The 24,295-nt window shown below is 44.4% G+C and carries 17 protein-coding genes; 2 read left to right on the forward strand and 15 right to left on the reverse strand.

The annotated features are described in order from the left end of the window. Position 1 precedes the first annotated feature (1 nt). The 6 genes from D1151_RS04190 to D1151_RS04215 all read right to left on the reverse strand — a co-directional run bounded on the left by D1151_RS04190 (position 2) and on the right by D1151_RS04215 (position 8,766). Positions 2 to 1,645 carry a DNA mismatch repair protein MutS gene (locus D1151_RS04190; protein ID WP_161908068.1) on the reverse strand — a complete coding sequence of 548 codons (1,644 nt, stop codon included), beginning with the start codon at positions 1,643 to 1,645 and terminating at the stop codon, positions 2 to 4. 15 nt (positions 1,646 to 1,660) lie between these two features. Further along, positions 1,661 to 2,677, reverse strand: a complete 1,017-nt coding sequence (locus tag D1151_RS04195) for a hypothetical protein (RefSeq protein WP_160202141.1) — start codon at positions 2,675 to 2,677, stop codon at positions 1,661 to 1,663. 86 nt (positions 2,678 to 2,763) lie between these two features. Continuing rightward, positions 2,764 to 4,023, reverse strand: a complete 1,260-nt coding sequence (gene ablA, locus D1151_RS04200) for a lysine 2,3-aminomutase (protein WP_160202140.1) — start codon at positions 4,021 to 4,023, stop codon at positions 2,764 to 2,766. A 154-nt stretch (positions 4,024 to 4,177) separates the two neighbouring features. Further along, positions 4,178 to 5,245 (reverse strand): zinc-binding dehydrogenase, encoded by a 1,068-nt coding sequence (locus tag D1151_RS04205; RefSeq protein ID WP_160202139.1) that lies wholly within the window; start codon positions 5,243 to 5,245, stop codon positions 4,178 to 4,180. A 200-nt stretch (positions 5,246 to 5,445) separates the two neighbouring features. After that, positions 5,446 to 6,492 carry a zinc-binding dehydrogenase gene (locus D1151_RS04210; RefSeq protein ID WP_160202138.1) on the reverse strand — a complete coding sequence of 349 codons (1,047 nt, stop codon included), beginning with the start codon at positions 6,490 to 6,492 and terminating at the stop codon, positions 5,446 to 5,448. Positions 6,493 to 6,690: 198 nt separating this feature from the next. Continuing rightward, complete coding sequence (locus D1151_RS04215; protein ID WP_161908069.1) at positions 6,691 to 8,766, reverse strand: sigma-54-dependent Fis family transcriptional regulator; 2,076 nt, start codon at positions 8,764 to 8,766, stop codon at positions 6,691 to 6,693. Positions 8,767 to 8,923: 157 nt separating this feature from the next. Here D1151_RS04215 and D1151_RS04220 point away from each other — a divergent pair, with 157 nt between their 5' ends. Beyond that, positions 8,924 to 9,316 (forward strand): hotdog fold domain-containing protein, encoded by a 393-nt coding sequence (locus tag D1151_RS04220; protein WP_160202136.1) that lies wholly within the window; start codon positions 8,924 to 8,926, stop codon positions 9,314 to 9,316. A gap of 499 nt (positions 9,317 to 9,815) precedes the next feature. Here the strand turns inward: D1151_RS04220 and D1151_RS04225 are convergent, their stop codons facing one another. From D1151_RS04225 to D1151_RS04240, 4 genes are all read right to left on the reverse strand, one after another. Next, complete coding sequence (locus D1151_RS04225) at positions 9,816 to 11,573, reverse strand: NADH-dependent [FeFe] hydrogenase, group A6 (protein WP_161908070.1); 1,758 nt, start codon at positions 11,571 to 11,573, stop codon at positions 9,816 to 9,818. 16 nt (positions 11,574 to 11,589) lie between these two features. After that, entirely contained in the window at positions 11,590 to 13,329 is a 1,740-nt protein-coding gene (nuoF, locus tag D1151_RS04230) for an NADH-quinone oxidoreductase subunit NuoF (protein ID WP_243151164.1), read from the reverse strand. Positions 13,330 to 13,437: 108 nt separating this feature from the next. After that, positions 13,438 to 13,923 carry an NAD(P)H-dependent oxidoreductase subunit E gene (nuoE, locus tag D1151_RS04235; protein ID WP_160202133.1) on the reverse strand — a complete coding sequence of 162 codons (486 nt, stop codon included), beginning with the start codon at positions 13,921 to 13,923 and terminating at the stop codon, positions 13,438 to 13,440. A gap of 330 nt (positions 13,924 to 14,253) precedes the next feature. After that, the gene (locus D1151_RS04240) at positions 14,254 to 16,245 is read right to left on the reverse strand and encodes an Ig domain-containing protein (protein ID WP_161908072.1); all 1,992 of its coding nucleotides are present in this window, start codon (positions 16,243 to 16,245) and stop codon (positions 14,254 to 14,256) included. 187 nt (positions 16,246 to 16,432) lie between these two features. Between D1151_RS04240 and D1151_RS04245 the strand changes: the two genes are divergently transcribed. Next, positions 16,433 to 17,533 carry a fibronectin type III domain-containing protein gene (locus tag D1151_RS04245; protein WP_161908073.1) on the forward strand — a complete coding sequence of 367 codons (1,101 nt, stop codon included), beginning with the start codon at positions 16,433 to 16,435 and terminating at the stop codon, positions 17,531 to 17,533. Positions 17,534 to 17,716: 183 nt separating this feature from the next. Here D1151_RS04245 and D1151_RS04250 read toward each other — a convergent pair whose 3' ends face one another. From D1151_RS04250 to glsA, 5 genes are all read right to left on the reverse strand, one after another. Continuing rightward, on the reverse strand, positions 17,717 to 19,408 hold the full coding sequence (locus tag D1151_RS04250; RefSeq protein ID WP_160202130.1) for a [FeFe] hydrogenase, group A: 1,692 nt from the start codon (positions 19,406 to 19,408) through the stop codon (positions 17,717 to 17,719). Positions 19,409 to 19,422: 14 nt separating this feature from the next. Beyond that, positions 19,423 to 21,309, reverse strand: a complete 1,887-nt coding sequence (locus D1151_RS04255) for an NADH-quinone oxidoreductase subunit NuoF (protein ID WP_161908074.1) — start codon at positions 21,307 to 21,309, stop codon at positions 19,423 to 19,425. A gap of 1 nt (position 21,310) precedes the next feature. Beyond that, on the reverse strand, positions 21,311 to 21,784 hold the full coding sequence (locus tag D1151_RS04260) for an NAD(P)H-dependent oxidoreductase subunit E (protein ID WP_160202128.1): 474 nt from the start codon (positions 21,782 to 21,784) through the stop codon (positions 21,311 to 21,313). A 228-nt stretch (positions 21,785 to 22,012) separates the two neighbouring features. Next, a complete protein-coding gene (locus tag D1151_RS04265) occupies positions 22,013 to 23,209 on the reverse strand; it encodes an FprA family A-type flavoprotein (RefSeq protein ID WP_161908140.1) in 1,197 nt (398 codons plus the stop codon). A 152-nt stretch (positions 23,210 to 23,361) separates the two neighbouring features. Beyond that, positions 23,362 to 24,273 (reverse strand): glutaminase A, encoded by a 912-nt coding sequence (glsA, locus tag D1151_RS04270; RefSeq protein ID WP_160202127.1) that lies wholly within the window; start codon positions 24,271 to 24,273, stop codon positions 23,362 to 23,364. Positions 24,274 to 24,295 lie beyond the last annotated feature (22 nt).

The raw sequence follows: 24,295 nt of genomic DNA on the forward strand, positions 1-24,295 counted from the left end.
CTTATTTTATATATTTTTGTGCTCCATCAATAATTTCCTTATTGATGCCTAACATTTTCGCGATATTAAGCGCGTCTTTTGGTATTTGCCCTTGTTTTTCTACCGTATATAAACGATAGTCCATATACTTAGAAATTATATTAATCCGCTCTTTCCTATTCGCATATTTTAACTCGCTGTCGAGTTTGCGGAAGTCAACATCTGCCAGGCCTCGCACCTGCATATTCTTAACCCCGTTTTCCTCGGTCACCGCCTCAAAATGCGTAGTCATGAGGGTAATATACGGTTTGTCTTTGAGGTAATCCACAAGGCTTCTGGTCAGCGCCAGACCCTCAATCGGATTGGTTCCGCTGGCAATCTCATCGATGAGAAGCAGCGAACGATCTTCACTGTGATCTAAAATTTCTTTGAGTTCTTCCATCTCGCTTCCGAAACTGGAAAGACCTCTCTCGACCGACTGGCTGTCTCCAATGAGAATCTGCATATAGTTAGAAAGGCCCACCTTTGCCTTTTGACAAGGAACAAAGAATCCATACTGCGCCAAAATCGGCACCAGTCCAGAAAGCTTCAGTGAAATGGTCTTTCCTCCCATATTGGCACCTGTAATACAGGTAACTCCGTCAGTCAAGGAAATGCTTACCGGACAGTAAGTTTTCCCCTTGGACTTCAGCACGTCTTCAACTTTGGATTGTCTGCCTTCTACGATTTCAACGATATGCGCCTCAACGATTTCCGGCTTTACGCAGTCGTGCTTGATGGCATAAAGGGCTTTGCCCAATGCCACATCGAGAAGTCCAATTCGTTTACAGTTACGCAGAAGCACATCTGCAAACTCTGCTATTTTTAGGGAAAGACGCTGCCTTACAACGGTTTCTTCTTCCTCAATTTCGGTAACCAGATTTTCCATCTGCTCTGTCAGTGCATAAATCTTTTCATCAGGTTTTAATTCAAAGGTTACGGTCATGTAATCTTCATCCACCTGCTGCAAATCCGGCACGGCTTTATACTTTTCCAGCTCTCCGCCGGTCTTCGATACTGCACAGTCAAACTTCGGCGTTAAAATGATACCGTATTCTCTCTGAATCTCCGCTTTTTTCGCCTTCTGCGTCTTTCTGATAGAAACCTCTATGCTGTGCTTTTCCTTTCGCAGCTGCGCCAGCTTTTCAGAAAAGTCATCATAGATATAAAAAGTATTAATTCTGTCTTTGCTTGGATCCAGCTCGTCCAAAAGAGCTTCCGTCGGTTCCAGCGTAAACTCCACCGGAACTTTCGTGGTCGTTTCCCCGCAAATCTTTTCAATTTTTCTCATCATCAGAAGCAGAGTCTTTACTTCGTAGAGTTCTACGACGGAAAGTGCATTTCTACTGCTTCGCTCGATGGTATATGTAGTATCCTTGATTTCCATGAAGGCTTCTGAAAGCAGCTCTACGCAGCGCTGATTTTCCTTCGCAAAGGCAATCATGTCCTCGATTTTATCAAGTTCTGCGCGAAGTTCCTCTTCCTCACCCGGAAAAAAAGGTTTGGTTTCTTTTAATATATTTTTACCAAAAGGGGTATTTAAGTCAATCTGCTGCATGACATAGTCAAGACCAGTTTCTGCTTTAGTCTTGACATTGGCAAGCCGCCTGTTTGAACCGTGTTTCATAAATCCTCCTTCTGTTTATATTCTAACGTCAATGACCGGAATATCCGGAAGCGCTTCCTGCATAGCATCTCGCAGAGCTTTGTGGTCGAAAGAGTAGCCGCTCGGCGCAATAGGGTTGACCGTTACCGCCGCAACTTTGATGTTCTTCATGACACTGACCTTAAACTTCTTCTTGCGAAGCTTGCCCCAATCCATCTGATTGATGAAAATCTTAGTCGGGTCTTTGAGAACAAAGTGGACTCTTTTTAGCTTACTTGGGTTGATGTCTGCAATTACGCTGTTTGTAAATGCGCCCGGAATGTATACATATTCCGTTTCATCATCAATTGCTTCATCGATAAAGCGGCTGGATCCAAGACCCGTTGCAAGGTCTAAGGCTTCTATATTATCACCTTTGATAAGCAAAATCTTGTCCAGATTCATATGCTCTGCAATGAGCGCTCTTGCCTTGCATTCCTCCAATTCGGGGAGGCTGTAAAGCCCGATGATGTGCGCTGTATCCTCGATTACTTTCTTCATGCTGCGGGACAAAACTGCGCCGGTGGACAAGATAATCGCGTCTGATGTTTCCGGCGAAGCGATAGACTTTCGGTCGATAGCTCCGTCGATGAGAATCAGTTCACAGCCCATTTCAAACATCTCCTCACACATCTTCTTCGTGTGAGCAGTCGCCACAGGTCCTGCTATCTGCACATAGCCGCTATCAGCGACTCTGCAAAGGAGCAAATCTCCAATAGAAGTTCTGTAATCTGATTTTTTTACGATTTCAAGTCCTGCTTCCGCCAAATCATAAAGTTGTGTCGGAACGGACACGATGGTATCTTCGTAGAGATACACCTTTGGTTTTTCGGTTCCCGTTACTAAGTCCTGTGTTTCCCCGTCTCTGCCGGTAGAAGTAATGCCCAGAGTAATACCCTCATCATCAGCTTCTTCAATGAGATAATTGAGCGCTGTAGTCTTTCCTGCATTCTTCGCCATGCCAACGATGGAAAGCGTTTTATATTTTTGTGACAAATCGTAAAGTAAACCCATTTCTTATCCCTGTTTGTTCTAAAATTTCTGTATTTCTCGTTATAAAGGTATAGGGAGACCCAAGCCTCCCTATACGCATACACCAATTAGTGTTTGTTTCTTTCGTGTCTTGCCAGGTTGGAAGGTTCCATAGATTTAATCTGTAATCCTTCTCCTAATGCAGATACACCCTGATACTTATAAGTCTTCTTACCAGTGCAGTAGTCGCAAGTGCACTTCAGATCCGGCAGACGAGGCTGAGTGTAAGTAGTGATAACGCCTTCGTAGTTTCTGAGAATTACCTTATCAGGTGTCTCGGAAATAATGTACTGAGGCATTACCGGAGTCTTACCACCACCACCAGGAGCGTCAACTACGAATGTAGGAACTGCATAACCGGAAGTGTGTCCTCTCAGACCTTCGATGATTTCGATACCCTTCGCAACGGATGTTCTGAAGTGTTCGATACCAACAGACAGGTCGCAAATGTAGATGTAGTAAGGTCTTACTCTATTCTTAACCAGCTTGTGTACTAATTCTCTCATGATGTGCTTACAGTCGTTAACACCTCTGAGCAGTACGGACTGGTTACCAAGAGGAATACCTGCGTCAGCAAGCTTACGACATGCTTCTGCTGCATCTTCAGTGATTTCCTGTGGGTGGTTGAAGTGAGTGTTCAGCCAGATTGGGTGATACTTCTTCAGCATGTTAACCAGGTTATCAGTAATTCTCATTGGCATTACAACCGGAGTTCTGGAACCAAGTCTTACGATTTCCACGTGGTCAATCTTTCTCAGTTCGCTGATGATGTATTCTAATGTATCATCTTCTACGCACAGAGCGTCACCACCGGAAAGCAGAACGTCTCTAACAACCGGTGTCTTTCTGATGTATTCGATACATGCATCGATATCTTCTCTGGATCTAGCACCGTCAGTTTCACCTGCAAGTCTTCTTCTAGTGCAGTGTCTGCAGTACATGGAGCACTGGTCAGTGATGAGGAACAGTACTCTGTCCGGATATCTGTGAGTCAGACCAGGAGCCGGGGAGTCAGCGTCCTCGTGAAGAGGGTCAGCATCGTCAGCTTCAGATCTGTGCATTTCAGCCAGTGTAGGAACTGCCTGCATTCTAACTGGATCTCTCGGATCATCTGGATCCATCAGGGAAGCATAGTAAGGAGTGATACCTACTCTGAATCCACCGATAACTTTCTGGATTTCTTCTCTTTCCTGGTCAGTCAGGTTTAATACCTGTTCGATATCTTCCAGAGTAGAAAGTCTGTGAGATACCTGCCAGTGCCAGTCATTCCACTGTTCATCGGTAACATCCTTAAACAGAGGAATGTCTTTCCAATTTCTGATTGCCATAATAATAAATCTCCTTAAATTCGTGATTTAAATTTGTATGATTATAAATTAAATTGAAGTTTTTCTTATGATAGCCACAGCTTCCGAAAAGGAAGCCGTGGCAGTAAAGTTTGTGTTATGTTGATTTTATAATTTGATGTACATCATCGATTGATTATGCGTACATTTCTTCGAATAACTTTCTCAGTCCTTCGTGTTCTCTCAGGCACTGCAGAGTGATTGCTGCGTGACCCTTAGTGTAACCGTTACCAACGATCATGTTCACGTCTTTACCAACACCTTCTGCACCAAGAGCTGCCTTAGTGAAGGAAGTAGCCATGGAGAAGAAGTATACAACACCGTCATCCTTAGTAGCTAAGATGGAGGCCATTTCTGTGTTTTCAATGTTTACACAGTTAATAACTACGTCGAACAGTTCGCCGTCAGTTAATTCCATAGCTTTGTTGTACATGCCAACTGCATCTGTAGCGTCCATGTGGAAATATTCGTCAGCTAAATCTAATGCTCTCGCTCTGTCTTCGGACTTCTGGGAACCAGCTGCGCAAACAACTTTACCAGTTACGCCAGCTCTCTTCTTTGCTTCGTATAAGCACAGCAGGCCGGATTTTCCGCCGCCACCGATAACCAGAATTTTCTGACCGGACTGGCACAGTTTAGCAGCCTGTGCAGGAGCACCAGCTACGTCTAATGCGGATAAAGCAAGTCCTTCCGGCATATCGTCAGGAATGATTCCGTAGATACCGCTCTGGAACAGGATAGCCTGACCTTTGATATCAACCTGGTCGATGGTTGGTCTCATTTCCAGAATTTCTTCGATTACCAGTGGAGTCAGGGACAGGGATACTAATGTAGCAATCTTGTCGCCGACTTTCAGTTCTCCAACGTAGTTAGGACCAACTTCTTTAACAGTACCAAGCAGCATACCGCCGGAACCAGTCCAAGGGTTCTTGTGCTTACCAGCTTTAGCAACAATGTTCATCATTGTCTGCTTTACTTTTTCCTGATCTTCAGGAGAGTTTTCGATATCTGCAGGCTTCTTGCCATCGCAGGATCTTCTAACGATTTCAGTGAAAGAAGCAGAGTCAACGTTTAAAGTCTTAACGTCAATCAGTACTTCGTTATCGTAAATTTCCATAGTGTTATCGATCACATCTGCTGGCTGTGGTAAAACACCTTTTGGTGAAATAACTCTGTGGGTTCCGTAAGGGCATCCTTTTTTCATAATAATCATCCTCCTAGAAAAATATTAACTCTTTTAAAATTTATGCCAAGGCATAATTTATGACTATCTATATTATAAAACTGTTGCCGCTTAGTGTCCATAGTCCAATTTTAGCTCACTTCTAAATAATTTTTAAATTAACAATCGAACCGATTTGTGTTCGTTTTTCAAAAGAACAGAACCACTTTCGGTTCATTCGTTTATGCATAAAGTTCAGCAAACAGTCTCATGATTCTTTCGTCTTCTCTAAGAACCTGAAGAGCTGCATTGGCATGTCCCTTTGTATAACCGTTACCAATGAGCATGTTTACGTCTTTGCCGACACCTTCTGCACCTAAAGCAGCCTTTGTAAAGTTGGTCGCCATGGAGAAGAAGTATACCATACCGCCATCTTTGCATGCCATAATGGAAGCCATTTCTGTGTTAGGAATATTAACTACGTTGATCACAACATCAGCCAGTTCACCGTCAGTTGCTTCCATGATTTCGTTATACATTTCCACAGCGTCAGTTGCATTGACTACCATGTATTCGTCAGCACATTTTACAGACATTGCTCTGTTCAGGGATTTCTTGAAGCCGTCAACGCAGATAACTTTGCCGTTGATACCTACCTGCTTCTTTGCCTGCCAGCAGCACAGGATACCGGATTTTCCGCCGCCGCCCATTACGACAACAGTGTCGCCAGGCTTACAGATCTTTGCAGTCTGCGCAGGTGCACCAGCTACGTCCAGAACAGACAATGCCAGTTCTTTCGGCATATCTTTCGGCAGAATACCGAAAAGTCCAGACTGGAACAAAATAGCCTGACCTTTGATATCAACCTGGTCAATGTCAGCTCTCACTTCTTTGATCTCGTCAATCTTCAGCGGTGTCAGAGACAGGGATACCAGTGTTGCGATTTTATCGCCAACGCGCAGATCCCCTTTGTAGTTCGGTCCGATTTCCTTTACTTTACCGATTAGCATACCGCCGGAACCAGTCCAAGGATTCTTGTGTTTTCCTGTTTTTTCTACAATGCCCAGAATGATTTCCTTAATTTTTTCTACATCACCCTCCGCTCTCTTTTCAATTTCAGTAAAAGAAGCAGAGTCAATGTTCAGTGTGTGAACATCGATTAAAACCTCGTTATCATAAATCTCCATTGTATTGTCGATGATGTCAGCCGGCTGCGGAAGTGCTCCTTTCGGACTGATGACTCTGTGGGTGCCATAAAGGTCGCCTTTTTTGTAAGTTTTGCTTTCCATATATATCTCCTTTTTCATTATATTAACGTATTTGTGCAACGATCATTCTAATAAGCAAAAGTCGTGCCAAAACTAAAAACCCACTGTTACCAATGGGTTTGCAGTTTTTCCTGTTTAGTTTTTCTATTTTTCGAACCGTTTTGTGTTCATAAGCTTTTTATGCGAACCGTTTTGTGTTCGCTTGTGGTGAGAACTCATTTAAAGCTCATACTTTTTCTTCTTGCGCACCAGCTGTGTCTGGCTAATTCCAATAGCTTTAGCAACTTTTCTGGTCGACCCGTACTTTTCACAGGCATGCTTGATAATGTTTTTTTCAAAGTTGTCTACCATCTTCTCCAAATCCATCACCTTTCCAGTCTCCTCCTGCATAGAAGCAAAGTCCAAGCTGCTGGTTTCAAAGACCTCCGCGTGAAGTTCTCGCATGACATCAAGAAGGGTAATCTGCTCTCCTTTTGCCGAAATCATCAGCCTCTGCACCATGTTTTCCAGTTCCCTGATATTACCCGGCCACTCGCACTGTTTCAGATATTCCACAGCATCGTCGTCTATCTTTCTTTGAATTTCAAACTTATCACTATATTTTTTAAGAAAATGGTTCACCAAAGCCGGAATGTCTCCGGAACGTTCCCTCAGATTTGGCACTTTAAGGCGCACTACGTTGAGTCTGTAGTAAAGGTCCCGACGAAAGCGCTGTTCTTCTATCATATCCTCAAGATCCCGGTTGGTCGCCGACAGAATTCTCACATTGGTCTTAATTGGCGTAGTGCCACCGACCCTGAAAAACTCACCATCCTGAATGACACGAAGCAGCTTTGCCTGCATGTCCGCCTGCAGTTCGCCGATCTCATCCAGAAAAATATCCCCATTATCCGCAAGCTCAAAAAAGCCTTTTTTCCCCGCAGCGTTAGCGCCAGTAAAGGCCCCTTTCTCGTATCCAAAGAATTCAGATTCTATCAGGGTTGGGGAAATTGATGCGCAGTTCACTTTGATAAAGGGCTGCATCTTCCGGTTACTGTTTTTGTGAATGATATTGGCAACTTTTTCTTTACCAACGCCGGTATCTCCTGTAATCAGCACGTTACAGTCGTATTTTGAAACGGTCAGAATCTCGTCCAAAACGCTTGCCATGGCTCTGCTTTCACATACAAAATCCTCCAGCAAAGTCTGTCTCATCCCGGAGACCTCCATTAGACGTGTCTGCCTGTTAATCGGATAGGATGGGTCGTCGTCCACACTTCTGTCCGTAGTTTCAGCCTTTTCGATATACGGCACCAAATCCTTGACAATTTCAATATCGAATTCATCATAAGCCTCCAAATAGCCGTCAGCACATCTGATATCTAGCTGTCTGGAGATAGATTCCGTGATATAAAGGGCGATATTATAATTGTTAATCAGGTTCGCAAATACAACAGTTCCACCGCTTTTTGTAGCAAGAATATTGATTGTTTCCGCTCCCGGAATGTCCGCACAGTTAATAGATAAATCAAATAGCGAATCCGCCTGCAGACCGGAAAGACACTCCATCGGCTTTAAAATATCCACATAATGAACTTTAGTAAATACTTTTGCAATCAAATCGTCAATGGACTTTCCACACAGCACTGCGTCGGTTTTTTTGTCCAGTAAACACACAACCTCTGCATCTTCGCGCGCCACTTTACGTACCGCATAGCCAAAGAGCAAATTAGACAAAAGATTGTTTCCTACGATAAGAAATTTTCGTTTGCCAACCGCCGTATTACTGATTCTGTAAAGGGTTCCCGACTCATTAAATGCAAAAAGCAGCAGGTTAATCGGAATCCCTACAGGTCTTCGAACCAGCGGTACTTCATCATATAAAATAGCGTAGCCTTCTACCTCTATTTGCCCAAAAGCTTTATCTATAGACAGAATTTTATCTATATAGATTGGCACCGATGCCAAAGATGCATTGCAGACAACCTCTTCCCCGGGCACAAAATTCTTTTTGTTGTCGTATTCAGGTCCAATTTCTGACACTGTACCATACACCAGTCCGCCTGTATCCGTCACTGGATTGTGCAGCTTGCCACGTCTGATTACAATGTCCATTATTTTCTGCTTGATTCGCTGGTCGTTGTCATTGGCTTCCAGACAAATTTGTTTAAAGCTGGTTCCCTCTATATGAATTCGCTTAATATCCACCCTAATTTCTGCCGGCGACAGCTTACGTCCGTTGTCAAGTCGCCATGCCGAAGTCGGCAAAACATGCTGTGGCTCCAATACACGATTGGTTCCATAATTATGGGTCATTTTCGATTCACTCCTTTTTCATGCGAACCCATTTCGGTTCATTTCCTTTGTAATTTCAATAATAACCCATTGGCACATAATTTGCAATTATTATTTACAGATAATCTTTTTGGTTATATAATAAAAGTAACTTTTTTACATGATAAGGAGAATTAAAATGGAAGAGAAAATCACATCATTAATCAGAGTCAGAATGTCCGCTAAAGATGCTCACTACGGTGGAGAGCTGGTTGACGGCGCACATATGGTTCACCTGTTCGGCGATGTTGCTACTGAACTGTTAATCAAGCTAGACGGAGATGAAGGTCTGTTCTGCGCTTACGACAACGTAGAATTCTTAGCTCCTACTTACGCTGGAGACTACATCGAAGCTTACGGCGAAATCACTAAAATCGGAAACACTTCCAGAAAGATGACTTTCGAAGCTAGAAAAGTTATCGTTTCCAGAAAAGACATCAACGCTTCCGCTGCTGATTTCTTAGAAGAACCAATCGTAGTTGCAAGAGCTACTGGTACTTGCGTAACTCCGAAAGATTTCAAGAGAAAATAAGTTTTTTGCAAAAACTTCCCCTTGCCATTCTGTTGGCGAGGGGTTTTCTTTTGCACTTTTACTGGAAAGTAAGAAGGTGCAAAGCATACCATAGTTCGGCTAGCGCAAACAACGTGCAAGAATAGTTCGCCACGGAGTTGGCGTTCGCCACTTTCACCCGATTTTTTTGCAATTCTTGCGTTCGCCCAATAAAAAACGCCACTTTCCCGCATTAATTTTTAGCATAGCGGCGCCAAGCGCCACCTTGAAGCCCTTTTCAATGTTTTTCGGCGCAAAACTCCCCAGAAAAGGCACAACTTCCTGCTCTTTCCGCAGGAATCCTCAAAAATTAAACCAAGGATGGCGTTTTTGCAGACACCCGCGCAAGAATTCAAAAATAATTCCTCAAAAGTGGCGCGCAGGCATATCTCTGCACTGCATCACAATCCCGTTCCCGCTTGTAAGGAGAACGCCCCAACTTTACAAGTCGGGGCGTTTAGGAGAATGTTTATTAGAATTATTATCTAGCATGATAATGGGTGTGGAGCAGGTGGTGCGCTTTCTCACTGCCCGGTTTTTCCAGATATGTCTTATACAGTTCCTTAATCACCGGATTCTTATGAGACTTTCTCACAAAGCTTTCATGATCGCTTCTGTACAGGGCTTTGGCTCTTTCCTCTCCTAAATCCATCCAGTTGCGAACAGAAGACGGCTGCTGAGGCTGACCGCCTCCATTGACGCATCCACCAGGACAAGCCATCACTTCCACAAAGTCAAAATGTTCTCCAGCACGAATCCGCTCCATCAGCGCTCTTGCATTGCCAAGACCGTGAGCCGCCGCTGCTTTGATGGTTATATCGCCAATCTGCAGTTCCACTTCTTTAATGCCTTTCTCTTTTCCACGCACATCCATATAGTCGATTGAGTCAGAACTTTCCCCTGTAATGATATCTGCTACTGTACGCAGAGCAGCTTCCATTACGCCGCCGGTTGCCCCAAAGATTGTAGCAGCACCGGTGGAAACGCCCAGCGGATTGTCAAAATCGCCGTCAGGAAGCGCCGGAAAGTCGATACCAAATGCCTGAATTGCCTTGGCAAGTTCTCTGGTAGTCAGCACCAAATCTACATCAGGATAGCCTGTTGCTGCAAGTTCTTCTCGCTGTGCCTCAAATTTCTTCGCCGTACAAGGCATAATAGAAACAACTGCAATATTAGCAGGATCAATACCAGCCTTCTCCGCATAATAAGATTTGATCATCGCACCAAGCATTTCGTGCGGAGATTTGCACGAAGAAAGGTTATCCAACATATCCGGGAAGAAATGCTCGCAGAACTTAATCCAGCCCGGTGAGCAAGAAGTAATCAATGGCAGTTTTCCGCCGTTCTGCAGACGATTGAGAAGTTCGGTGCCTTCTTCCATAATCGTAAGGTCAGCGCCAGTATCCGTATCAAACACTTTATCAAACCCGATCATGCGCAGTGCAGTTACCATCTTTCCTGTTACATCTATGCCCAGCGGCATATCAAATTCTTCACCGAGAGCCGCTCTAACAGCTGGCGCAGTCTGAACCACGACATGCTTTGTCGAATCTTTCATAATCTCCCAAAGTTCGTCAAGGCTGGAATGCTCCTGCAGCGCACCGGTTGGGCAAACGTTAATGCACTGTCCACAGTTGACACATTTAGATTCGTCAATCGGACGATTGAATGTTGTGCTAACAACCGTGCCGAAACCTCTGTTGATGACATCAATTGCGCCAACTGTCTGTACATTGTGGCAGACACTGATACATCTTCTACATAAAATACACCGATTCGGGTCACGCATGATGGAAATACCGTTGTCGATATCCATAACCTGATTGGCTGTCACCACTTCCTGATTCTTTGCATAATTGGCAAACTCTGTATCCATGGTGTTAGCCAAAGTCTTTAGTTCGCATCCCGTAGAACCTCTATTGCAGCTCTGGCACATAGCAGGATGATTGGACAGAATCAACTCCAAATTCTTTTTTCTAAAGTTGAGAATGTCCGGCGTATGGGTTTTGACCACCATACCCTCCGCAACCTTCTGCACGCAGGAAGCCTGCCAGTTCTTTGCACCTTCCACTTCGACAAGGCACATACGGCAACAACCGATTTCGCAGACGTCCTTCAAAAAACACAAGGTAGGAATTTTGATGTTGACCTGTTTTGCCGCCTGTAATATCGTGTAATCCTCTGGCACATTGACATCCATGCCATCTATGGTTAATTGTACTCTTTTCTTATTCTTCATCACTTCGCCCTCCAGTTTATGCGTTCTTCATGATAGCCTTAAACGGACATTTTTCCATGCAGACGCCGCATTTGAGACATTTTTCATTGTCGATGACGTAAGGTGTTGTCTTGCTGCCAGAAATACACTGCGCAGGACAATTTCTCGCGCAAAGACCACAATGCTTACAAAGTTCATCATGCACCACGAACCGCAGCATCGATACGCATACGCCAGCCGGACATTTTTTGTCTACCACGTGGGCTTCATACTCGTCGCGGAAATATTTCAGCGTAGACAGTACCGGGTTCGGCGCCGTCTGACCCAGACCGCAAAGTGCACCCTTCTTGATGTTTTTCGCCAGATATTCCAGTTCGTCCAGATCTTCCAACGTACCTTTTCCATCGGTAATCTTCGTCAGAATTTCCAGCATTCTCTTCGTACCGATCCGGCATGGAGGACATTTTCCGCAGGATTCGTCTACGGTAAATTCCAGATAAAATTTTGCAATATCAACCATACAGGTATCCTCATCCATGACGATCATACCGCCTGAGCCCATCATAGACTGCAGCTCGATCAGAGAGTCATAGTCGATTGGGCTATCAAGGAATTCTGCCGGAATACAGCCACCGGAAGGTCCACCGGTCTGCACTGCCTTAAATTTCTTTCCGTTTGGAATGCCGCCGCCGATTTCGTAAATGATTTCACGCAGCGTCGTACCCATCGGGACTTCTACAAGTCCTGTATTGTTGATCTTTCCGCCAAGGGCAAAGACTTTGGTGCCGTGGGATTTCTCCGTACCGATGCCGGCAAACCAATCTGCGCCTTTGATGATAATCTGCGGAATATTAGAAAGCGTTTCCACGTTATTGATAATGGTGGGCTTTGCAAAGAGACCTTCTACTGCCGGGAATGGCGGTTTCAGTCTTGGTTCGCCGCGGTTTCCTTCGATGGAAGTCAAAAGCGCAGTTTCTTCACCGCATACAAAAGCGCCAGCACCCAATCTGATATCTAAATCGAATTTAAATTTCAGACCCAGTACATTATCTCCTAAAAGACCATATTCTCTCGCCTGCTCGATGGCAAGGGCCAGTCTCTGTACTGCAATTGGATATTCCGCACGAACATATACATAGCCCTGGGACGCGCCGATGGCATATCCTGCGATTGCCATTGCTTCAATGACGGCATGGGGATCGCCTTCCAGAACAGATCTATCCATGAATGCGCCCGGGTCACCCTCGTCAGCATTACATACGACATACTTTTCCTTTTCCTGCTGATCTGCAGCAAACTGCCACTTTACGCCGGTCGGGAATCCGCCGCCGCCTCTGCCGCGCAGTCCTGCATCTTTCATCGTCTTGATGACGTCTTCCGGCTCCATCTCTGTCAGCACCTTTGCCAACGCTTCATATCCGCCGTAAGCGATATATTCGTCGATGTTTTCTGGATCGATTCTGCCGCAGTTTCTCAGAGAAATACGCATCTGCTTGGAGAAAAAATCCAGCTCATTCTCAGACTGTAAACGTTTTACTACTCTGCCGTTTCTGATGTGAGCCTCCCAGATTTCGTTAATATCATCCGGTGTAACATTGGTGTACATGACGTTTTCCGGATAAACCATCAAAATCGGACCCTCCGCACAAAGACCAAAACATCCCGTCTGCACGATATGCACACGATCATGCAGCCCGTCTCTGTCCATCAGTTCATTGAGTTTTTCCCGATTTTTAATTGCGCCTGATGAAGTACAGCCTGTACCGCAGCAGGTCATTATGTAAATTCTGTTATCATCGTTTCCGATTCTGTTGCCAAAAGACTGCAGTGTTGTATCTTTAATCTTCTGGATATCTTTGATTGTCTTAACCATCGTTTCCTCCCGTTATTCCATAAACTCATACTGATTCATGATTTCGTCTACCTGTTCCGGGGTCAGTCTTCCGTAAACCTCATCGTTGATGGTGACGACAGGCGCCAGACCGCAAGCGCCAATACACCGGCAGGAATCCAGGGAGAATTTACCGTCCGGCGTACATTCTCCAACATCAATGGAAAGCCGTTCCAGGAATTTTCCCAAAATGTCTCCAGCACCTTTTACGTAACACGCCGTTCCCATACAGACATTAATTTTGTACTTTCCCTTCTTTTTCAGGGAAAATTGGGAATAAAATGTTACGACGCCGTAAACCTTCGCCATGGAAACGCCCAGCCCGTCGGCAATTCGCTCCTGCACCTCATACGGCAGATAGCCAAAGACCTCCTGCGCCTCATGGAGGATTGGAATCAGCGCGCCTCGCTCATCTTTATGCTTTTCGATGATTTCGTCAAGCTGCGCAAACTTTGCAGTCATTTCTTTGCAGTTACACATGTTTTTCTCCTTCGAAAATGATAGATATAGATATAGATATAGATATAATTCCATAAGATGGCAACCACCCGTTAAATTTTTAACCCGAATTGGTTAATTTTTTAACCTTTACCATCGTTTTCATTTTATAACAAATTTTCTGATTTGTCAACTTTTCGTCAGATAAAAAATAAAAGATTTTATGACATTAAAGTAAGATTTGTGAATTTACCACAAAATCCAAATGTATATGCAACGAATTTTATGGGTTTTATCATAACAAAAAACGCAGCACGCCGAACCTGCCGTTCGGCGTGCTGCATCAATTCTCTACAAAACTGCTGCCTATGTTCAATAAACAAATTGTATCAAGTCTATTACTTTTCCACCTGAGATATATACGTACACCACTTGATTTCCACTTCTGTAAACCCACTCTTTAATGCCGTAGTAAGTCGCTTTGCTGACAGGCTTCCCCCAAGTTGTCAAGAGCGCCTGCTTACTGGTCATGCCGACATATAATTTATTCCCAAAATACACCATATCGCTATAAGAATCCAATTTCTGCCCGCGCGAATTATATAACGATGCACTTATTTTTGTGCCAGCAGCATGGGTGCCGATATATACCTTAGTCTTCAGCAATTTCTTCGATTGATTAATTTTTTTCTTATATGTCTTTCCACCAATCTTTATTTTTATCATATCGCCTGCAGAAACATTTGAACACTCCACATACGCATATTTTGATGATTTATATACATATTTATAAATCTCAAGATTGGCAGACTTTCTTTTTTTCACCGTCTTTGTGATACTGGTACTGCTTCCATAATCATTGGTTACAGTAATTTTAATCTTCTTTCCAAATTTTTGTTTTGGAATTTTTAGTTCAAACTCACCGCTTCGTTTATCAGCGACAGTTTTGTAGGTTTTGCCGTTCAGAACCGTCTTTACCGTTGCGCCAAGAGCTGCTTCGCCGATAATCTTGCTGGTTTTATCGTAAATCTGATTGACCTTAATATAAACTTCTGCATTTTCAACAGTTCCTTCTGTTGTAATTACCTTTCCGGAATCATCTTCCGCCGTGATAATTATCTTTTCGCCCAACTTTTGCTGCGGATAAGGGGCATCCAGCGCAACAGTAATTTCATCATCAATAATTTTACACGGGTATGTTTCGCCGCCTACCGTAACTGTTGCTTTTACAATTTTCTCATCGGGGAGTTTACTGATAAATGCCCCCATTCCTTTTCTTTCTGCAATAACAAGAAAGAACTCCGTACTGCTCTGCCCCACATTGACAGTTACAGTCGTAGATACCTCACCAAAAGTTTTCGAGCCGACTGTCTTTACAGTAATAATGGCAGTCCCCGGCGCCTTTGCCCGAATCACTCCGTTGGCGTCTACTGTCGCTACAGCAGGATTATCCGACGTATAAGAAAAGCCTGTACCATCTCCCGAAGCCTTCGCCTTTATTTGCACCGGATCACTTTTCGGAAACAAATCAAATGTATTTTCTTTAATTGTGATTTCCTGTTCTTTCGGTGCAATTTCAAAGTATCTGGTAATAGTGCCGTGAAATTTGCCTCTCCCTATAATATCTACTCGAGCCGTACCAACTTCTATATTATTAGAGTATTTAAGAACATAATCACTAAGCTCGCTCAATTTCTTTCCTTGATAAGTTACAATGATTGGCTCGGCATTTTGGCGCTTACCGTTATAAACTTTTTTAGGTTCGTATTGCACTTCAGCTTTTGCGATGTTGATACGTGTCTCATAACGATAATTCACTTTTCCAGAAAATCCTCCGATACCGCGAATTTCAATATAGCCCCAGGTTTCTTCATCAGTATAATTACCAACAGTATAGTCTTTTCCTTCTTCTAAAAGCATTTTCCCATAGGTAATGGTAAATTGCGGCCGCTCTCCCTTTTCTGTGAATTCCGGAAAGTTAAACTTGCAATAAGTTCCGATTGATCTCGGGTAAATGTCTAGCTCACTACGCAGTTCTCCACAGTAATCATTAATTCCTTTAGCAATAACCTCCATTTTGCCCGGCATCACATTGTTTCTATACTCCAGTGTATAATCAACACCTTCCGTCAATCTGTGATTCGCCACCCATACTTCTACTTTGTTCGCAACCAGCTCTTCCCCTGTATACGTAAAAGTCGATGGATCTGTACGCATAAATGAATCCCTGGATATATCTATCTTCTGCACTTCTTCCTGTCCAGGGGACTGTGTCTCATCCCCTGCATCTTCTGCAAAAATACCCGCAGGGAAACTGCAAAGCAGCATCATCAAAGATAATACAATCACAATGGCTCGTTTCATTTCATTCTTCCTTTCTTTCGTTGTGTCTTATTACTTATTATTATATTCCAGCCAATCACATCTGTAAAGCCCCCACTGTTTTTTATAGAAAATACTCAATAAATGAAAAGGGATTGTCACTCAAGTAGCCACATGATATAATACAATTAAAAAGACGATTAATTATTATAAATATGGAGGAATCAACATGATGAAAAAGAAAATCTTTGTAATTTTTCTTTCACTTGCACTGATTGTTGCATGCATTCCAGGTAATATGCTCCTATCTTATGCTGATTTTAGTCCTGCCTACGATTACGATTACGATGATGATGAATTAGGTGGCGACGATTACGAAATCGAATTTATTGACGCAACCGAAGAAAAAGGACAGTTATTTGTTTATTGGGTACCTAAGCACGGATTCAACGAGTACGATGTACTCCACTACGAGGTTTCTGTCAAATATCCTGAAAGCGATGAGTTTGTATTTCTTAAAAAAATTGCCAGTGATGACGAAGAATATCAGTACTGGGTCCCAGTTGAGGTTGAAGACGAATATGGCGATGATGAAGACGGATGGGCAGAAATGGATGCTTACGGATTTGACTTTCCAGTTACCAAAAGAGGGTATTACGAATTCAGAGTCCGCGCCTGCTACAGGGACGACTGGGAAGAAGGAGAATTCTACACAGAGTGGGTCACCGGCGGCGGTCTATACCTGAATATGAAAAAGCCCGTCGTAAAAACGAAAACTTTAAGTTCTACAGAAGTACTTCTATCTTGGGATCCTATTGAGGGCGCATCCGATTATATCGTTTACCGCGCAAAGAGCTTAAAAGGTAAATATTACGAAATGGGAACTGTGAATGAATTTTTTCCTGGAGAGGAAGTCTCCACATACTGGATTGACGAAGGTCTTCCTAACAGAACATACTATTACTATGTAGTACCCGCTGCAAAGTATGTCGGATTTTTGCACCATGGAACTCCTTCCAAAACGGTAACAGGAACCACTGGCGTCTTAAAATCTAAAATCAGCAGCATCTCTTCTTCCGCAAAGAAAGTAACCATTCGCTGGAAGAAGGACGTGACTGCCAGCGGCTATGAAATTTACAGATCTACCAGCCCATCCAGTGGCTACAAAAAAATAACCACCATCAAGAGTAGTTCCAAAACTAGCTATACAGATACCAAAAAAGCCCCTGGAAAAAAATATTACTATAAAGTGCGCGCGTATAAAATAATCGATGGCAAAAAAATAACAGGACCTTACAGCAATCGAAAATCTATTACCGTTAAAAAATAACTATGTCTTATCGCGGAGTGCACCGAAAATTTCGGCGCACTCTGTTGCGATTACAGACAAAAACTCGTTTTATGCTGCTTGCGCTGGCCACCTTCACACTTTTGTCTCCAAAGGCCGCGTAAAAATGCCGAAACGGCTGAAATCTTTTCAGCCGCCCCGGCATTTTTCATAGCGTTCTACATTTTATTTCTCGTTATGCAGAAGTTTATGTTCTTTTCCTTTGAGAATGCCGTCATACAGGCTTAATGCCACCGGGTTCTGATCTGATGACTTAATCTGGGAACGGCTGTCAAAACGATAAAGTCCCGCCTGTCTTGCCGCACTGTTGGTAGTTTCCTGACCGTTGGAAACCGGCTGACCGCCGCCGTTTACACAGCCGCCAGGACAAGTCATAACCTCAATGAAGTCATATTTCACATTACCTGCTTCCATCTCATCAAGAATCTTGCTTGCATTGCCAAGACCGTTTATGATAGCAATTCTTACATCCTTGCCATCAAGGCTCACCGTTGCTTCCTTAATAGCGTCATTGCCGCGAACGCCAGAGAACTTGATTTCATCCAGTTCTTCCGGTCTGCTGCTCTTTGTCAGATAACGAAGCACCGCTTCTGTTACGCCTCCTGTGTTTCCGAAGATTGCACCTGCACCGGAGGACATTCCAAACGGCATATCGAGAGCTTCCGGTGTGATTTCAGCCATGTTGATACCAGTGGATTTAATCATGCTGGCAATCTCGGTTGTAGTCAGAACGTAATCCACATTCTGTTCGCCATCGGTGAAATGTTCCGGACGGATAATTTCACCTTTCTTCGCAGTACAAGGCATGATAGAAACCACAACAGTTCTTCTGGAATCCTCCGCCTTCTTCATTCTTGCCTCTTCCTTAATCAGCGCCCCAAACATCTGCTGCGGAGAGCGACAGGTAGAAATATGTTTTGCAAACTGCGGATATTTGTCCTCACAGAACTTCACCCATGCCGGACAGCAAGAAGTGAACAACGGCAGATTTTCGCCGGATTTCAGTCGCTCTACAAACTCGCCTGCTTCTTCGATGACCGTCAGGTCAGCACCGAAGTCTGTATCGTAAACCTCTTCAAAGCCGATATAACGCATTGCAGCTGCCAGATGTCCCAGCGCATTGACGCCTTTTTCCATGCCAAAAGCTTCGCCAACTGCCACACGAACTGCCGGCGCAATCTGTGCGACAACGCGAACGTTCTTGTCCTCCAATAACTGCCAAACTGGTTCTGTATCAGACTTAATGGTGATTGCGCCGGTCGGACAAACCACACGGCACTGTCCGCAGCCAACACAATTGGTTTCGTTTAAATCTCTCATAAACGGTGTTGTCATCAGCATATTGGAGCCTCTGTTTGTGAAGCCCAGAACACCGACTCCCTCTACTTCGTGGCACATACGCACGCAGTCACCGCAGAGAATACACTTATTTGCATCCCGCACAACACAAGGAGATGTGGTATCCATCGGATACTGCTCTCTATAATTCTCAAAACGAATGTCAGTTACGCCCAGACGGTTTGCCAGATTCTGCAGATCGCAGACACCGTTTGCAGCACAAGTTGTGCAGTCTCTGCAGTGAGCAGCAAGCAACAGCTCGATGACCATCTTTCTGTGGTGCTGAATTTTACGGGTATGTGTAAAAATTTTCATGCCATCTCTGGGTCTTTCGGAACAAGAAGCAAAGACTTTTCCCTTGTCATCCTCCACTACACACAGACGACAGGCGCCGTGGGTAGAAAGCTCGGAGTGATAACAGAAAGTAGGGATGTCAATGCCTGCGTTACGAATGACCGTCAGGACATTTTTTTCATCTGTAAATTCTACTTTTCTATTGTTGATTGTCATAAATCCCATGATTTTTCTTCCTCCTACCACTCGATATGAATTGCATCAAACGCACAGTCAGACAGACATGCGCCGCACTTGATACAAGTCTCAGTGTCAATATGATATGCTTTTCTAATCTGACCGGAAATCGCACCTGCCGGGCAGTTTCTTGCACACTTGCTGCAGCCCTTGCACTTATCTGGGTCAATAATAAATTTCTGCAGCGCAGTACAGTTTCTGGAAATACATTTCTTTTCCAGCACGTGCTGCTCATATTCTTCACGGAAGAATTTCAGCGTACTCATAACAGGCTGTGCCGCGCACTTTCCAAGACCGCAAAGTGCTGTATCCGTAATAGTTTCCGCCAGTTCTTCCAGCATGTCGAGATCTTCCAGTGTTCCCTTGCCGCCAACGATTCTCTCTAAGATTTCCAGCATACGCTTGGTGCCTTCACGACATGGAACGCACTTACCGCAGCTTTCGTTCTGGGTAAAGTTCATGAAGAAACGGGATACCTCTACCATACAGGTATTTTCATCCATGACTACCATACCGCCGGAACCGATCATCGCGCCGATTTTCTTCAGGGAGTCAAAGTCCAGCTTCATGTCCAGATGTTCTTCCGTCAAACAACCGCCGGACGGACCGCCAATCTGTACCGCCTTAAACTTTTTATCGTCCTTAATGCCGCCGCCGATATCAAAGATAACTTCGCGCAAAGTGGTTCCCATCGGCACCTCAATCAGCCCTGTATGTTTTACGCTTCCGGTCAGGGCGAACGCCTTTGTTCCGGAGTTATTTTCTGTTCCAATGCTTGCAAAAGCCTCAGCGCCGTCTGCGATAATCATCGGCACGTTGGCATAGGTTTCTACGTTGTTCAAAACAGTCGGCTTGTCAAAGAGCCCCTGTTCTACTGTTCTAGGAGGTTTTACTCTCGGCATACCGCGGTTTCCTTCGATGGAGGAGGTCAAAGCACTTCCTTCACCACATACAAAAGCGCCGGCACCTCTGTTGATATGTAACGTAAAGCTGAAATCTGTGCCCATAATATGGTCGCCCAGAAGTCCTGCTTCTTCCGCCTGTGCAATAGCATTTTTCAGACGGCTGATTGCCAGAGGATATTCTGCACGAACGTAGATATAACCTTCATCAGAGCCTACAGCGTAAGCTGCCAGCGCCATACCTTCGATCATCTTGTGCGGGTCGCCTTCCATGATACTTCTGTCCATAAATGCGCCCGGATCGCCTTCGTCACCGTTACAGACAACGTAACGTTTCTTCTCTTCCTGTCTAGCAACCTGGGTCCACTTTTTACCCGTCGGGAAACCTGCACCGCCTCTGCCGCGAAGACCTGCCGCCAGCACCTCATCGATGACCTGCTGCGGGCTCATTTCAAATAAAGCCTTCTCCAAAGCCGTGTAGCCGCCGATCGCAATGTATTCCTGAATATGTTCGGCATCGATGGAACCGCAGTTTTTCAGTACGCTTCTGTGCTGCTTTTCGTAGAAATGGATTTCATCCTGCTTTGGACATTCCTTACCATCCTGCTGGAACACCAGTCTGGTAATCAGTTCCCCTCTTTCGATGGTTCTGTGGAAAATCTCTTCGCAGTCAGCAAGCTTCACCTTCGTGTAAAGGATATCCTGCGGCTCAATTTTCATCAGAGGACCCATTTCGCAGAAACCGTGACAGCCGCTCTTGCGAACTACAACGTCTCCATCACCATGAGCAACCTCCGGTTCAAATACTACCTCCACATCCGGGTTCTGTGCGACCAGCTCACACATCTTATCGTAAATCTCCGCAGAGCCGCCTGCGATACAGCCGGTGCCCGCACAGATTAAAATTCTGCACTTATTGCTTTCTATTTCTTTCTTCGAAGCCTCACGAACTTTAGCAAGAGACTGTCTATCTGTAATTTTATTCATGTTACACTCCTCTCAATTCGCGGACTAAATCGATTGCCTTTTCCGGCGTCATTGCCGGATACACCTTATCATTGACTGTCAATACCGGCGCAAGACCACATGCTCCCAGGCAGGATACGGTTTCCAAGGTAAACAGCATGTCTTCTGTAGTCTGCTTTCCCTTAAAAAGCCCTAGCTCACTGTACAGCGCTTCCAGAATTGGAATGGACTTGCGCACATGACAGGCAGTTCCGTCACAGACTTTAATCAAATATTTGCCCTTTGGCTCAAATGAGAAGTTCTCATAAAAAGTCGCTACACTGTAGGCCTGGGACTCCGGTATGTTCAGCTTACCTGCAACATAACTGAGTAGCTCCGGCGGAAGGTAGCGATACTCTTCTTGTATCTCCTGTATAATTGGAATTAGGTCCTTTTGGGTTCGCCCATGGGACGCTATGATCTCATCGGTTTTGTCATAATACTCTTTTTCCAGCATGTTTGTTGTACACCTCGCATCAATGCCTTGTTCGGCAAAAACGACGCCTTTTCCTTTCTATCTTTTTGTTATGCTTTCATTCTATTGGTTTGATATTTGCTTGTCAACAGGCAAACGCGAAATTATCCAAAAAAATATATAAAAATGCGTAAAAAGAACAAAAACTGCTACTTTTTAGCAGCAGTTTTTGGGTAATAATCCTATTTTATTGTAATATGCACTGTTATCTTACTGCAGGCTTTCTGCAATCGTATCAGCCAGCTGTTCCAGCTGTGCATAAGTATCTTCGTTCAAGGAAGAAGCCACAGTCAGCCCTTCGTTTAAAAGGGTCGTGTTCTTCATCTTGCTGACAGCTTCGATCATCTTTGGACCTGCCTGCGGTGCCCATGTGCCGTTGCAAACCGTGGCCACAGTTCGGTTCTGCAGGTTCAGCGCCGCCATGTCCTCCAGGAAATTTGCCATAACCGGGAACACATTCAGGTTATATGTAACGGAAAACAGCGCCAGATGGCTGTACTTAAATGCCTCTGCGATTAGATAGGATACGTGAGTGCAGGACACATCGTAAAGCGCTACGTTAGCAACGCCTTTTTCGCACAGCTTTGTTGCCAGAATATTAGCTGCCGCCTCTGTATTCCCATACATGGAAGCATAAGCGATCATCACGCCCTTTTCTTCCGGCGTATAAGTGGACCACTTGTTATATTTGTCCAGAATGTAGTCAAAATCCTGTCTCCAAACCGGTCCGTGGAGCGGGCAGATATATTTAATATCCAGACCAGCCGCTTTTTTCAGTAGGTTCTGCACGTTGGCTCCAAACTTGCCGACGATATTGGTGTAGTATCTTCTGGCATCGTCCAACCAGTCTCTATCGAAGTTCACTTCATCTGCAAAGAGTTTACCATCCAGAGATCCAAAAGATCCAAACGCATCAGCAGCAAAGAGCACACCGTTTGTCGTATCGAAGGATACCATCGCCTCAGGCCAGTGCACCATCGGCGCCATAACGAAAGTCACCTGATGTTTTCCAAAGGACTTCACGTCGCCTTCTTTCACGGTTTCCACATTGTCTGTATGGAATCTGAACTGTCTCATAAAGTCAGCTGCCTTGACACTGCAGATAATCTTTACATCCGGATATCTGAGAAGAATCTCCTCAATAGATGCACCATGGTCCGGCTCCATATGGTTGATCACCATGTAATCCAGTTTTTTTCCGTCTAATACATATTCAATATTGTCCAGGAACTGTCTGCAGACAGACCAGTCCGCTGTATCAAACAGAACCGTCTGCTCATCCATCAGCAAATAGGAATTGTAAGAAGTTCCTCTCGGAATCGGATGAATATTTTCAAATAAATTTAATCTCTTGTCGTTTGCTCCAACCCAGTAGAGATCATCTGTTACCTTTCTAACACAATGCATAATCACTCATTCCTCCTTTATCACTCTAATCGTTATCATTTTACCACAGAGTTCTTCAATGTCAAACACTGCTGGGATTTTTCGTATCATGAAAAATCTCAGCAAAAGTATAAAAATCTTTAATAGTTCCTTTATACCCTCTTTCTTTCAGCTTAAAAGATACTCAGTTCCCATTCTTTGCTCAGTGCTTCCAGCATTTTAATCCCGGCAACGCTGTTGCCTTTGCGATCCAAGGCAGGTGAATAGATTCCGATTCCCATGCGATTCGGGCAGTCCGCCATAATACCACCGCCAACGCCGCTCTTTGCAGGAATGCCTACTGTCGTTGCAAATTCGCCGGAGCCATCGTACATACCGCTGGTAATCAGTACTGCATTGAGAAAACGAGCATCAGCTTTTGGAATAATCTGCTCTCCCTGACGATTCTTTCCGTGATTCGCAAGCATCAGCGCAATATTTGCAAGGTCCCGGCAGTTGACTTTCATCGAACACATAGCAAAATACACATCTAAAAGTTCATCTACACTGCCGTAAATCATGCCGGAATTTTTCAGAAGATAGCCCAGCGCCCGGTTCTTGTTTCCCGTTTCCCGCTCTGAGCGGTAGACCTCTCTGTCGATTTCCAGATCCGGGTTTCCCGTAATTTTTTTAGAAAACTCCATCAGACGGCGGAATCGCTCTTCATTATCCTTCGCCTTTACCATGCCGCAGACTGCAATCGCACCAATATTTACCATTGGATTGATATGCTCCTTCAAAATCACCGAATCACCGTAGTCAATGGCATTAAACGGTTTTCCCGTTGCTTCTACACCTACATGGGACTTCACCACATCAATACCATTGTCAATGGCGGCGAGCATGAGAAAAATGGTTTTGGCAATACTTTGAATGGTAAAATTCTTGTCCCAATCGCCTGCACAAAATTCTCCTTCTTTCATCGCTACATAAACGCCGATTTTCTCATTGTCAGCCTTAGCAAGTTCAGGAATATAGGAGGCAACCTGCCCTTCCAGGGTGTACCTTCTGCAGTCCTCCAGCACTGCATTTAAAACTTTTTCCATAATAAAATCCTCTCATTATCAA

Source organism: Emergencia sp. 1XD21-10, from assembly GCF_009936045.1.
GTDB classification, from domain to species: Bacteria; Bacillota; Clostridia; order Peptostreptococcales; family Anaerovoracaceae; genus Senimuribacter; species Senimuribacter intestinalis.